The 13,373-nt window shown below is 44.6% G+C and carries 9 protein-coding genes and 2 pseudogenes; 5 read left to right on the plus strand and 6 right to left on the minus strand.

From position 1 onward, the window contains the following. Positions 1-26 precede the first annotated feature (26 nt). Positions 27-1,280 (plus strand): amino acid deaminase, encoded by a 1,254-nt coding sequence (locus tag DQM29_RS00350; protein ID WP_111738785.1) that lies wholly within the window; start codon positions 27-29, stop codon positions 1,278-1,280. A gap of 467 nt (positions 1,281-1,747) precedes the next feature. Here the strand turns inward: DQM29_RS00350 and DQM29_RS00355 are convergent, their stop codons facing one another. Together DQM29_RS00355 and DQM29_RS00360 are read right to left on the minus strand one after the other, a co-directional pair. Continuing rightward, complete coding sequence (locus DQM29_RS00355) at positions 1,748-4,270, minus strand: autotransporter domain-containing protein (RefSeq protein WP_111738786.1); 2,523 nt, start codon at positions 4,268-4,270, stop codon at positions 1,748-1,750. Between the two features lie 467 nt (positions 4,271-4,737). Continuing rightward, the gene (locus DQM29_RS00360; protein ID WP_111738787.1) at positions 4,738-5,172 is read right to left on the minus strand and encodes a winged helix-turn-helix domain-containing protein; all 435 of its coding nucleotides are present in this window, start codon (positions 5,170-5,172) and stop codon (positions 4,738-4,740) included. 580 nt (positions 5,173-5,752) lie between these two features. Between DQM29_RS00360 and DQM29_RS18345 the strand changes: the two are divergent. Continuing rightward, positions 5,753-6,580: pseudogene (locus DQM29_RS18345) on the plus strand (RNA-guided endonuclease InsQ/TnpB family protein); the annotation flags it as partial. Positions 6,581-6,742: 162 nt separating this feature from the next. Here DQM29_RS18345 and DQM29_RS18060 read toward each other — a convergent pair. Both DQM29_RS18060 and DQM29_RS00375 read right to left on the minus strand, forming a co-directional pair. After that, on the minus strand, positions 6,743-7,207 hold the full coding sequence (locus DQM29_RS18060) for a hypothetical protein (protein ID WP_145960318.1): 465 nt from the start codon (positions 7,205-7,207) through the stop codon (positions 6,743-6,745). Next, on the minus strand, positions 7,204-7,986 hold the full coding sequence (locus DQM29_RS00375) for a winged helix-turn-helix domain-containing protein (RefSeq protein ID WP_145960319.1): 783 nt from the start codon (positions 7,984-7,986) through the stop codon (positions 7,204-7,206). The genes DQM29_RS18060 and DQM29_RS00375 overlap by 4 nt, the downstream gene beginning before the upstream one ends. Before the next feature lie 235 nt (positions 7,987-8,221). Between DQM29_RS00375 and DQM29_RS00380 the strand changes: the two genes are divergently transcribed. From DQM29_RS00380 to msrQ, 3 genes and pseudogenes are all read left to right on the plus strand, one after another. Next, entirely contained in the window at positions 8,222-8,902 is a 681-nt protein-coding gene (locus tag DQM29_RS00380) for a TIGR02117 family protein (RefSeq protein ID WP_111741947.1), read from the plus strand. 69 nt (positions 8,903-8,971) lie between these two features. Beyond that, positions 8,972-9,975: pseudogene (msrP, locus tag DQM29_RS00385) on the plus strand (protein-methionine-sulfoxide reductase catalytic subunit MsrP). A gap of 2 nt (positions 9,976-9,977) precedes the next feature. Next, positions 9,978-10,592, plus strand: a complete 615-nt coding sequence (gene msrQ / locus DQM29_RS00390; RefSeq protein ID WP_111738790.1) for a protein-methionine-sulfoxide reductase heme-binding subunit MsrQ — start codon at positions 9,978-9,980, stop codon at positions 10,590-10,592. Positions 10,593-10,645: 53 nt separating this feature from the next. On the opposite strand, the gene metC is transcribed toward msrQ, so the two are convergent. After that, complete coding sequence (gene metC / locus DQM29_RS00395) at positions 10,646-11,827, minus strand: cystathionine beta-lyase (RefSeq protein WP_111738791.1); 1,182 nt, start codon at positions 11,825-11,827, stop codon at positions 10,646-10,648. A 51-nt stretch (positions 11,828-11,878) separates the two neighbouring features. Beyond that, positions 11,879-13,165: an amino acid permease gene (locus tag DQM29_RS00400; RefSeq protein ID WP_111738792.1), complete on the minus strand. Its 1,287-nt coding sequence runs from the start codon at positions 13,163-13,165 to the stop codon at positions 11,879-11,881. Positions 13,166-13,373: the final 208 nt, after the last annotated feature.

Here is a 13,373-nt window from a genome sequence, read left to right on the forward strand (position 1 = left end):
GTTTAAGGAACAGAGAGGAAAACAGAATGAAAGCGGCCAATACACTGCCCGTTAATGCAGAGCACAAGGCAGCGGCGCTGCCGGCAACGCCTGAAAAGATTAACGTCATTGATGAAGACGTCTGCCTGCCCGTCGCGATCGTTAAGGCAAAGGCGCTGGACAACAACATTCGCTGGATGCAGCGCTATGCCGCCAGCAGCGGCGTTTCTCTGGCACCTCACGGTAAAACCACCATGACGCCGGCGATTTTTCGCCGTCAGGTTGAAGCGGGCGCGTGGGGGATCGGCGTCGGCACGGCCTTTCAGGCCAAGGTGGCGATAGAAGCGGGTGTGCCGAACATCATTATGGCTAACCAGCTGGTGGGTAAGGCCAATATCCGGCTGGTCTCCCAATTAATGAAGCACTCAGCGGTGCCGATTTACTGCTGTGTGGATAGCGAGACCAACGCTCGCCAGCTGTCGGACTACTTCGCCTCTCAGGGGCAGAAGATGCGAGTGCTGCTGGAGCTGGGTGTGTCCGGCGGCCGCTGCGGCTGTCGTACTGAAGAAGAGGCCTACGCGCTGGCGGCGCTAATTCGCCAACTGCCGGGCCTGACGCTGTCCGGCATAGAGTTCTATGAAGGGGTTATTCACAGCGACGACGAGCAGGCCGATCTAGCAACTATCGACGCTTTCCTGAAGCGGGTACTGACCGTGACCCAGCGACTGGCTGCCGACGGCGCGTTTGCTGACGTCAACGAAGCGCTGCTGACCGGTGCGGGCTCGGTGTGGTACGACGTGGTGTGTCGGCAGTTAAAACAGGCCGAGCTGCCAACCGGTTTTCGCTATGTGATCCGCCCCGGCTGCTACATCACCCACGATCGCGGCGTGTACCAGCAGGCGCAGGACGCGCTGAGGGCTCGGGATCCGCTGTCCTGCGATTTAGGGGGCGATCTGGCTTCCGCTCTGGAGCTGGTGGCCTGCGTTCAGTCACTACCGGAGCCTGGGCTGGCGATTTTAGGCTTTGGCAAGCGCGATGTGGCCTTTGATACCGGCCTGCCGCAGCCGATTGCCCTTTATCGCGACGGTAAGAAACTGCCGTTTGAGGCGGATTCTGCCCATACGGAAAACCTGATGGACCAGCACGCCATGCTGCGCTACGGCAAAGGCCTGACGCTCAAGGTTGGCGATCTGTTGGTGTTCGGCACCTCCCACCCGTGCATTACCTTCGACAAGTGGAAAACCATTTATCTGGTGGATGAGGACTATAGCGTGCTGGAGTCTATGGAGACGGCGTTTTAGTTCAGCATTCTAGTTGGGGATGGCGCATCGGCTGGTGCGCCATAAATAGGTTCTGTTCGCAACGTGTTAAAGTTCAGTTCATTCATTTTTAAGAAGCATAGGAAAGTAGGTGGCGTGCGCTCTGCATAAATAGATCGCATTTCCCAATATTGTTAAAACTTAGCAAAATTGTCAGTGGTATTTTAGCTGCGGAGTGTGCCGCATTAGCCAGTGGGGAAATAGCAGCTTTAGGTTACTCGATGAAGCAAGAACCTGATGGGGGGCAGATTTCGGGCTGAACACAGTAGCAATCCTTGCCCTAGAGGTTGAGTTGGATATTAAATTCAGCAGCGGCTAGCAATAACTGCGACTGTGGCGATTAATGTTAAAGCCTTAGCGATTTTCATACAATTCACTGGATTAGATAAATTCAACCTTTTGATATCCTCCTCATCATTTAGGGAGAGGAGGATGTCTACAATTACAAACTAAAATCGGTAAGAGTAACTAATACCAACCTGAGCGGCATCTCCCCGATAGTCTGTTTGTTGCCAGCCTAACTGCACTCTAAATACCGAACTATTTGTAGGGGTTACGTTTATACCGACATAGCTATATGGCCGTATTGCATTCATTTTCCCCTTCGAATAAGTATAGGCACCTATATAATCAATTTTTCCACTAAAGGCATCTTGCTGACTGGCTAGCTTGATATTTGTTCCTAAGCCACCATCCAAACTCAGACTATTATTTAAGACATATTTTACATCCATTCCTAATTGCAAGTCTGTTTGCCTATTTCCCATTCTGCCATAAGTCGCAGGAAACTCTGCCTGAGTTCTTTCTGTATAACCGTCACGAGTAATGTATGTGTGTACTATCGATGCTACTGGGCCAGTTTGTAAGCGTTCACCGAGATTCATTGTATAGCCCGTTGATAATCGAGCTTGATAGCCTTTTATTTTTGAATCACCTTTACCCGCTTCTGTGTTAGCCAGCTTATCTCGAGTAATTTGAATATTTTGACTTAAAAAAGCACCTGATAATTCTACATGCAATCCGCTTTCATCCTTGTTGGGTTGATAACGCACATATGCACTTACTCCCGGTTTCACATTACCGCGAGTGTCATAGTTATCCATCAACATAGTATGATTGGTAAAATTAATGGCTCCACCCATTATCCAACTTTCCTCAGGAAACCTGAGTGCGCCAAAAATACCTGTCGCGACACGATGGTTACTGTGCACACTATCAAGCTGACTGAATATTCCAACGCAGCGATCTTCGCTTCCCAATTGGCAACGACTATCATTTAGGGTGGTTAAAGCACTTTGATACAAACCTAATACCTTAAATCCTCTGTTTGCAGTATCACCCATTGCCTCATTACTATTATCTCTATCAACGATGATAACTTCTGGTGGCAATACTGGACCTGTTGGGTCTGTTGGGTCTGTTGGGTCTGTTGGGTCTGTTGGGTCTGTTGGGTCTGTTGGGTCTGTCGGTATTTTCAACTTCCAAATAACAGAATGGGTGTGCTCATCGTCAGTAAGTGAATATCCAGTAATTATATGGCCGTCAGCAGAAATACTTGAGGCTCTCGAGTACCCGGTATTATCCGCCCTCAGAGTCCCTAAATCGATCATTTTGCTATCACCTTCTATATGCAGGAAGGCATGATCCTGAATATATGTACCAATAGGGGGAATGTCACTATCAGAGTACCCCACCACTACGCGACCATCGGCAGAGACCGCTTTAGCATAAGAGACTCCGGAATTATTCGACCTCAGGGTCCCAAGGTCGGTCATCTTGCTGTCACCCTCGTTATACCGGAAGGCATGAGTAAAACCAGTGTCAGTCATAGCAGTCCCCACTACTACGCGACTGTCGGCTGCGATCATAGCAATACTCGAGTTACCGGTATTATTCGCCTTCAGGGTCCCAAGGTCGGTCATCTTGCTGTCACCCTCATTATGCCAGAAGGCATGAGTAAACCCAGCGTCATTAATAGAAGTCCCCACCACTACGCGACCATCGGCAGAGACTGCTTGAGCAGAAGAAGAGCCGGTATTATCCGCCTTCAGGCTCCCAAGGTCGGTCATCTTACTGTCACCCTCGTTATACCGGAAGGCATGAGTATCACCAGTGTCAGTCAAAGCAGCCCCCACCACTACGCGACCATCGGCAGAGACTGCTTGAGCAGAAGAGGAGCCGGTATTATTCGCCTTCAGGGTCCCAAGGTCGGTCATCTTGCTGTCACCCTCGTTATGCCGGAAGGCATGAGTAAAACCAGAGTCAGTCGAAGCAGCCCCCACCACTACGCGACCATCGGCAGAGACTGCTTGAGCAGAAGAGGAGCCGGTATTATCCGCCTTCAGGGTCCCAAGGTCGGTCATCTTGCTGTCACCCTCGTTATGCCGGAAGGCATGAGTATCACCAGTGTCAGTCGTAGCAGTCCCCACCACCACGCGACCATCGGCAGAGACCGCTTTAGCAGAAGAGGAGCCTGTATTATCCGCCTTCAGGGTCCCAAGGTCAGTCATCTTGCTGTCACCCTCGTTATACCGGAAGGCATGAGTATTACTACTAGAATAAGTAGAAAAACCTATCACCACGCGACCGTCAGCGGAGACATGATAGTTAGTAATGCCATTGGGATAATAAGATTCTCCTGCATTATTCTCCTCTAGAGTCCCAAGGTCGTTAATTTCAACTTCGTAAACGTTATTACCAAGATTGATAGTTCCCGTACTGTTATAGGGATTTATTACTCCATAGAGGTTTCCTGACCCATCGTCCATGTTAGCAATGATTCTGTCATCGTCGTTAACTGTAATATTTGAGCCGTATTGACTACCAATATCAGCGGCCTGTGTAGGCTGCAATAAAATAGCTGAGCTAAGGCTAAGAAAGCTAATCGCCAATAAATGACGTTGCGGTGAATGTTTTTTAAATTTAGAGAGATAAGAAAAATTAAACTCCCTATTGTGTAAGTTAATATCCATAATATTCCTTTTTTATGTGATTAAAAAAAATTCTATCTCTTTGTTTATGATGTTATTAACGAAAGTATTTAGAGTTAAATAAATATCCACTAACTATGTTGGCATTAATTTTCAATAAGTTAGAAATATATGTCGCATCATATCCTTCATCAAATAATTTTCTTATCTGTAAAATAACACTCCTTTCATTTCCCTGGTAAATATAATTAACTTGAAACGTTTTTTTACAGAAGGCGCAATAATAACGCTGATAACCAGAACGAGCATATCCATATTTTCGTACTTGAATGTTACTATTGCAATAGCAGCAGATTGGATTTATTTTTCTACTCATTTTCATCTTATTAACAACCATTTTTTCAATGTTCATATAATTAACAATCAATGTCTTTAAAATAAAAATTACATTTTATAGTAAATGTTAAAGACGTATTTATAGATGTATAAAATCTCTTAAATGGCTAGAACTACTGTAACTGAACGTTATCCTTGAAAATATTCTTTTCATAGTACAACCTTGTTACATAGATATTACTTATAATGTATCCCTTGTTTTCTACATGTTTAATGAAATCAGATGGAAGATTAATAGAATTTAACTTTTGCTGTAACAATTTCATTACTTGCCATAATCGTGAATTAGAAGATCTTAAATTATATTTATCCCAAACATTAATCATAATGCTTTTATTAGATACAATAGACTCGTTAGCATTTTCTATTAAAAAAACCAATAGACGCATCATTGTTTTACGTAAAACTGTAAATTTGTTGCCATCATTATTTGAAATAATACAATTAATAATGTCTATCTGAATTCCATTGTTATCTAAAAGTGAGTTTTTGAATCGGACATAATATCCAAATACGTTATCAACAACTAATTTATTGACATTATTCATTTTTATCTCATGACTTCTTACTTTTATTCCATGTTATTCCATGGTGATTAAGGTAAAAATAGATAATATTTATTGTCGTATAGTACAGACATGATATTAACGATTTCAAAAAAAAATAAAATAAACATAAAAAACCTTTAAAATATAAAAAACAAAATAAAAAACTATTAAAAATACTAAAAGTAGTAAAAAAGAAAATTTACATATAAAAATGTAAAGATAAAGAAACATAATACAAGCAGCCTTCAAAAAATAACAATAAAAACAAAAAACCATAAAATTAAAATAAAAAGAATAATATTCTAAATTTTTTGTTTTAATCATGTGTGCAATAAAAAATGAAAATAGCATAAAAAGTTGCAAGAACAATAAATCAAGGAGTGCCTGTGAATAAAGTGAAATAGCCTTATTAATATAAATAAAGAATTTTATTGTTTTTAATCATGATGATATAAAAAATTTTTTATATCATAAAAAAATTAATCATCGCTAAAGGGCATAAATTAACAACCATAAATAGAAGTCTTTTCTCACAAAGAAAAAACAGAAATTTGATTAACAAATTGATTTAAATAAAGTTCTACAGAAGGCAGCCATTAATCTCGATGTGGCTTTTTCTAACTTTCCAATCCGAAGCTGAAAGCATGTTTTCCTGCATGTAAAAACAAACATGAAAAGCAATCCAGCTATCATTGTGTGAAGTGAAAGTGTTTGATATTGCAATCAAGATCGCAAAACTCTCACCAATGGAAGCACGCATTCATCGTGAGACTAACTGTAAAGTAGAAAGTATCACCATCACCTTCATCCGTTCAGCTACGGGAAAATACTACACATTAATAAGTTGTGATGATGGCATGAAAGCTTCAGATAAACTTTCACTGATAGCCGAAGTGCTCGGTCTGGATATAGCGCTATGCCATCAAGTCTAATGGCAACAAGGTTGCTAACCCTCATTGCTTCATCAAAGCCAGTCGTAACGTTCGACGCAAACAAAACTCGCTGTTCCGTAAGAAAAAAGGCAGAGGAAACCACCGAAAAGCTCGTATACAAATTACTAGCGTACATGAACGGGTTGCCAGTGCCTTGCTGATTTCCAGCATAATCTCTCTCTCACACAGTTGTTGACGAAAACCAAGTGATAATTGTCGAGACTCTGAAAGTTGCAGAAAAAGGCGATCAATGGTTTGCTAGTTCGAAAAACTGTCATTGTTGCGATCACAAAATGTCAGAAATGCCGCTATATAAGCGTATTTGGCAGTGACCATAGTATGGAGTTGAGTATGATCGCGATATTAGCGCGGCAATCAACATCAACCACAAGAAAATTCTGGAATTATGTGCGGCGGGATTAGTCGCGCAATTTTCCCATGAATGCCAGCGTAAATTCGTACATAGACGATTGTAGCCTGAGAAACGGAAATGCTCACCGTTTACGGCGGGGTGTCATAAAGATTTTTTACAGCTATAGTTTTTATTTATTAAAAATATATCTATTATGAACATCAATGTATCTAAAAATTATAGTTAATTTAAAATAACATTTACATTAAATCGTATATTATATTTATCATTGTTTATTGCATATAAATATAGGCAAGTCATCTTGTGAGAATATTAATCCATTATCACCTTCTTTAAATATACTAATTTGGAAACCTCTATCTTCATATATGTAAAAATCAGGAAGAATAGGATCTAATAACTTAGCGTCAGATTCTGTTAGCTTAGTTGATTTAGATAACATTAAAAATTCATTGCTGTTATTATAGTAAGTAAAAGGTGGATTCTGTGTAATTCGAATATTGTTAACATTGGGTTCAGTATATTGACCTACTGAACTAACCACACCATCCCCTCCATTAAATGTATATTTAAATAGAACATGATAAGTTGCATCACCCTTATGAATATAGGCTTTACTCCAACAAGTGAAATGGTTTAGTTGATAGCTATAGAAATAATTAGCTATCATAGGAATTATTGAAATGATAAATAATGATATCCAAATAAAGATTTTAATATAGTGTTTCACTTCGTTGACTCAATGTATATATGAACTATACAAGATGTAGTATTAATTATACTTCCATCACATATCTGAATAAAAACTCTACTTTTCTCATTGTTAGCGGAAATGTATACCGCTTGACCGTCAGTGCAATTTATATTTTTCCCCTTAACAAAATCTATATACTCATCATTTAGCTTAAGTATTCCAGAATTTTTTGAGAAAATTTTACATTGATTAATTACGCCTATTTCTTTATATTCATAAAAGTAATTACTATAATTTAATCTATTTATGTAAAACATGTAGGAAAAATAGATAAAAATAAAAGATAAAACCAATACAATTATATTTTTTATTTTAAAAGACGATGGAATAGAAAATAAATTATCATTTATGTTATTATTTTCTTTTTCTTCTAATATATCGGTTGAAATTTTATTATCAGACTCATCATTATCTTCTAACTGTGTTACTTTTCCAGAAAAACATACACCTTCTTTTGGGATTGTTTGTATTATGTCTCTTTCAACTCCAGTCGTTTTTAATGCTTTTCTTAATAAAGAGATATTTTGATACAGAGTATTAGCTGTTATATATTGGCCCCGATTTCCCCAAACTACTTTAAAGAATTCCTTTTGAGTAACTACTACCCCTTGTCTTTGCAATAATAGTAGTAAGCAACGATTAGTGGACGTATTTAAAACAACTTCAATACCTTGATTTCCCATAGGTTCTAAACGCCCCCCCTGAGGGGAATAGTAAACAGAATCTTCTATGATAAATTTATTTTTTAAATTCAATATATTGAGACCATGTGTTAGTTAAAGCATATCTATTAATAATAGGTTGAAGTGTAGCAGATATACAGAATTGTGAACTAATATCGAACGGTTTAAACCTGATTTTGCCCTGTCGTTACGATAGAAACAAAAACACCAAGCTTATAATTATTTTTTGTTATTATTTTTCTTGAAAATTATAGAATAGCGGCCTTCACTGTTATCGACATTTCGGTTAAGGAATCCCGCCATGTTTATAAAAGGACTTATCTTCAGCCTGATTTTACTTATCACCGGCTGTTCATCCCAACCCCGCGTCGTGCTGCCGGAAGGCGACACAGCAACATCCGTTCATAAGCAAATCTATGTAACAAGCCACGGCTGGCATACAGGCATTGTCGTTCCCGCTCGAGAGATGAATGAAGCCCTACCGGCACTGACCGAGCGCTTTAAAGGCGTGATGTGGTATGAGATTGGCTGGGGAGACAAGGGATTTTATCAGGCTCAGGAAGTGACCTCCGGCCTGACGATGCAGGCGATGTTTTGGTCCTCCGGCGCGGTGATGCACGTGGTCTCTATTCCGATGTCCGTTGAGCGATACTTTCCCAATAGTGAACTGATTGCCGTTAACTTGACCGACGTACAGTTAAACAGCCTGCTGGCCTTTATCGCCCAAAGCTTTGAACGGGATGAAGAACAGCGTGTGATCGTGCTGAAAAAAGGGATTTATGGTAACAGCCAGTTCTACGGTGCCAAGGGGCGTTATTCCATTCTCAACACCTGCAATAAGTGGACGGCGAAGGGGCTAAAGAGCGCGGGAATGGACATTAACCCGACCTTTAAGCTTACGGCGAGCAGCGTGATGGACTTCCTGCAGGCTGAACAGAGTCAGCATGTACCTTCAGACGAGGCGTTGACCTGTTTTCCTGCCCGTTAAAAACGACAGTGCCATTTTGCAGCTATCCTAATAGAGGAATGCCGTAAGGGCCGTTAAGAGGATGCCGAAATGAAAAGAACACCGCCGCCAAAAGAGGCTGACGTAACGCCTGAGTCAGTTTTTTTCATGCCGCGCCGTCGGCTGTTGAAGCTGTTGACCATGACGGCGCCGGTTTTGGCGCTTTCTCCGTTAGCCAGAGCGAATGCCCTGTCGTGGTTTAAAGACGACGCGGTGCCAGAGGCACCACCTCGTCGGCCTCTTGATTTCACCAAACCTGAGCAGTGGCAGAACAGCCTTTCACTAACGCCGGAAGACAAGGTGACGGGCTACAACAATTTCTATGAGTTCGGGCTGGATAAGGCCGACCCGGCAGCGAATGCCGGAACGCTGAAAACCGACCCGTGGAAAGTGACTATCAGCGGAGAGGTGGCGAAGCCTTTTACCCTCGACCTTGACGATATCTATCGCGCGTTCCCGCTGGAAGAGCGCGTTTATCGGATGCGCTGTGTTGAAGCGTGGTCGATGGTGATCCCCTGGGTGGGTTTTCCGCTGCATAAGCTGCTCGAGCGGGCACAGCCTACCAGTGAAGCTAAATATGTGGCTTTTGAGACGCTCTACGATCCTGAGCATATGCCGGGGCAGAAAAACTCGTTTGTCGGCGGTGGACTGGCCTATCCCTACGTTGAAGGGCTGCGGCTGGACGAGGCGATGCACCCGCTAACGCTGCTGGCTGTTGGCGTATACGGTAAGGCGCTACCGCCGCAAAACGGGCGCCGATTCGCCTTGTGGTACCGTGGAAGTACGGCTTTAAGGGCATCAAGTCGATTGTTGGCATCAAGTTGACCAAAGAGCGCCCGCCGTCAACCTGGAACCTGGCGGCACCGGATGAATACGGCTTTTACGCTAACGTAAACCCTCAGGTTGACCATCCGCGCTGGTCGCAGGCGTCGGAGAGGGTTATCGGCGCAGGCGGCCTACTGAACGTGCAGCGGCAGCCTACGCTGATGTTTAACGGCTATGCCGAGCAGGTTGCCTCGCTTTATCGAGGGCTGGATCTTCGGGAGAATTTCTAAACGTGAGGCTAACGGTAAAGCGTGTTACTTGGTTAAAGGCGCTGCTTCATCTGGCTGCTTTTTTGCCGTTTGTCTGGCTTGTTGTGGCGGTAAATAGCGGGTGGCTCAGCGCCGATCCGGCGAAAGATATTCAACACTTTACCGGCAGAATGGCGCTGAAGCTTTTGCTGGCGACGCTGGCGATCTCCCCCTTGGCGACGTTAACCAAAGAGCCGCTGCTGGTGCGCACCCGCCGCCTTTTAGGACTGTGGTGCTTTGCCTGGGCGGTGCTTCACCTGTCGAGCTACCTGCTGCTTGAGCTGGGGGTGAATAATCTGTCGCTGTTCTGGGGGGAACTGATTAAGCGCCCCTACATGCTGCTCGGTTCAGCCGGCTTGACGATCCTGTCTCTTTTGGCGGTAACGTCGACTCGGTTTGCGCAAAACCGGTTAGGAAAGCGCTGGCAGACGTTGCACAACTTTGTCTATCTGGCTCTGATTCTTGGGGTTATTCATTACATTTGGTCAGTCAAAATTCTCTCCCCTCAGCCGATTATCTATGGGTTGTGCGGCGTCGTGCTACTGCTTTTGCGGTATAAGAAGTTTCGTCGGTGGGGTGAAGCGCTAGTGAATCGGTAGGCTCGACATTTCATAAGACTGCACCCGACTCGGTAGAGCCGGGTGTCTGCTGTTTAAGAGCGTGATTTTAACCGCTCAAATCCTTCTGCCAAATCGGCTTTCAGTTCGTCCATGTCTTCCAGTCCGATCTGCAATCGCAGGGTGCGACCGCCCGGCTGCCAGCTAGTCGCTGTGCGGTATTCGGTACAGTTAAATGGAATGATCAGGCTTTCAAAGCCGCCCCATGAATAGCCCATGGCGAAGATAGACATATTGTCCAGCATGTGGTCGACGCCCGCCTTGGTGTACTCCGGCTTTAGCACGATGGAGAAAAGGCCGGAAGATCCGGTAAAGTCGCGCTTCCACAGGTCGTGGCCGGGGCAGTCAGGCATCGCCGGGTGCAGAACCTTTAGCACCTCTGGGCGGGATTTCAGCCAGTGGGCCATTTCCAGTCCGCGCTTTTCGGCCTCTTTCAGCCGAAGATGCATGGTGCGAAGGCCGCGTAGGGCAAGGAAGCAGTCTTCCGCGCCGGGCAGCATCGCCATTAAGTCGTAGGTTTCCCGAAGCTTTGGCCACCACTGCTCGTTGGCTGACACCACGCCCATCAGCAGGTCCGAGTGACCACCAAGATATTTGGTGCCCGCCTCAACGGACAGGTCACAGCCGTGTTCGTGGGCGCGAAAGAAGATTGGCGTAGCCCAAGTGTTGTCGATAATGGTGGCGATACCGTGTTTTCTCGCCAGCGCAGCCATGGTGGGCACATCCTGAACTTCAAAGGTCTGTGAACCCGGCGATTCGAGGAACAGCGTAGTGGTGTTCGGGCGAAACAGTTTCTCTACCTCTGCTCCCATTAACGGATCGTAGTAGGTGGTTTCTATGCCCATTTTTTCCAGCATACCGGCGCAGAACAGCCGCGTTGGCTTGTAGACGCTGTCGGGCATAAGCAGGTGATCCCCAGCTTTCAGCGTGGTAAACAGCGCTAATGCCAGCGCGCCAAGGCCAGAAGGCGAGAGCACTGTTCCCGCTGCACCGGCAATATCGCTCCAGGCGTTTTCCAGACTGGCGATAGTCGGCGTGCCTACCGTACCGTAGTTAAACTCGGCGCGATTGTTTTCAATATCGCTAACGGTAGCGAAAATTACCGTAGATCCCCGATAGACCGGGACGTTAACGAAGCCTGCCTGTTTTGCCGGATCCCTACCGATTTGTGTCAGTCGAGTACTAACGTTAAAGCGTGATGCGGAATTTTTACTCATTTCTTACCTCATAAACTGCGTTGGCCGGGCGTAACGCACGGCCGTTGACGATTATTCAAAAGCTTTCAGGAACGGTGACAGACACAGCAAAATGCCGAAGAACGTGATGAACCAGATGCTGGGGCCTTTAAGCTTATGGAGCGCCTTGACCTTATAAACCAGATAACAGGGAATAAGGCAGGGAACCAGGCCAAACAGCGGGCTGCCGAGCTGCATAAAGAACAGGATGGAGAAGCGAGTGGAGATCCACAGCCACAGGGCAAGAATGACACCAACAGTAATAGCGATGTGCAGCACCTTTTGATTAATTTTTTCCTGTGGAATAAAACGGCTAATAATGTTTATTACCAGACCTTTGATGGACTCCTGAAAGCCGAGGTAGATGCCCAGAAACGCAGTCAGAATGGCGAAGATGTTCAGCAGTGCGCTCATTACCTTCACGATCGATCCGGGGATAACCTGAGCGGCAATGGCTAGTGCCGATATGTTTTGCTCAAACGCTGAGACTGCCTGTTCGTGACTGATGGCGAAAGTGAATGAAAATGCGAAAAACAGCACCGCGATAGCCAAGACAATATAGGCCACGCGGTTAGCGCGAATGGCGCGGTAGGTAGCAATACGCTTGTCTGACTCTATTTTACGGTAGGCGATATTCATCGGGCTAAGGATCTGTACAAACAGAATGGAGAACAGCGTAAACGGCAGCGTCAGAAAGACGTCTCTGAGAAACGGCAATATGGGTGGAAATGCGGTGATGTTGTCGAAATTCCAGTAGGGCACCATGACAAGGCCGAGGATAACAATAATGCCGAACTTCACGCACACCATCGGTCCGGAAACCTTAAACAGCAGCCTTTCTCCCCGCGAAGCGATGCAGACCAGCACGGTTAGAATCACCAGACCGTACCAGATCGAGTCCGACAGCAGGCCTTCTGTCAGGCCAAAGGTTTGTATATAGGAGGCGCTGTCGAACGTAACCGCCAGCGAATAAGAAAACATGCCGTGAAGCAGCATTAAAAAATAGGCAATGCCGAGGCCTATTCCCCAGTTCTTACCTAAATACTGAGTAATGACGTTGGCATAATCTTCACAGTTTTCAGTTTCTGATAGCGTTTTAAGATAGAGGGTTTGCAGAAGATAAATAGCAGGATAGGAAATTAAGATGGCGGCGATAAATACCCAAATGCCCTTGATACCAATCTGAACTGGCATAAATACGATACCGGAACCAATCGCCATGCCGATGCACAGAACTACCCAGCCGACGTCATACTTGGTAAAAGGAACGGATTTATACAGCGCGTTGAGCTCTTTCTCGTTCTCTAATATTTGGGTCATTGTGAATGTCCTATTAAAAAATTTATAAAAATAATTATTAGGCAGAAAGCGTGGCGCCTGCGCGATCGCCCGTGAATAAAAGGAGCATGCTTGTGGGAGGTATAGTAGGAGGCAGCCAGTAAATAAAAAAGGGGACAACGATGCTAATAAATGAAAATACTTTTGCGTTATACGCAAAAGTTGACGTCAGTCCGATTTTCCACTTAAC

Origin of the sequence: Leminorella richardii, assembly GCF_900478135.1 — a bacterium.
Classification (GTDB): domain Bacteria; phylum Pseudomonadota; class Gammaproteobacteria; order Enterobacterales; family Enterobacteriaceae; genus Leminorella; species Leminorella richardii.

What these genes read in the sequence shown, in the direction of transcription:
- DQM29_RS00350 (WP_111738785.1), top strand. Translation starts at nt 27, where the DNA reads ATGAAAGCGGCCAATACACTGCCCGTTAATGCAGAGCACAAGGCAGCG.
- DQM29_RS00360 (WP_111738787.1), bottom strand. Translation starts at nt 5,172, where the DNA reads ATGAATAATGTCAATAAATTAGTTGTTGATAACGTATTTGGATATTAT.
- DQM29_RS00355 (WP_111738786.1), bottom strand. Translation starts at nt 4,270, where the DNA reads ATGGATATTAACTTACACAATAGGGAGTTTAATTTTTCTTATCTCTCT.
- DQM29_RS00400 (WP_111738792.1), bottom strand. Translation starts at nt 13,165, where the DNA reads ATGACCCAAATATTAGAGAACGAGAAAGAGCTCAACGCGCTGTATAAA.
- metC (WP_111738791.1), bottom strand. Translation starts at nt 11,827, where the DNA reads ATGAGTAAAAATTCCGCATCACGCTTTAACGTTAGTACTCGACTGACA.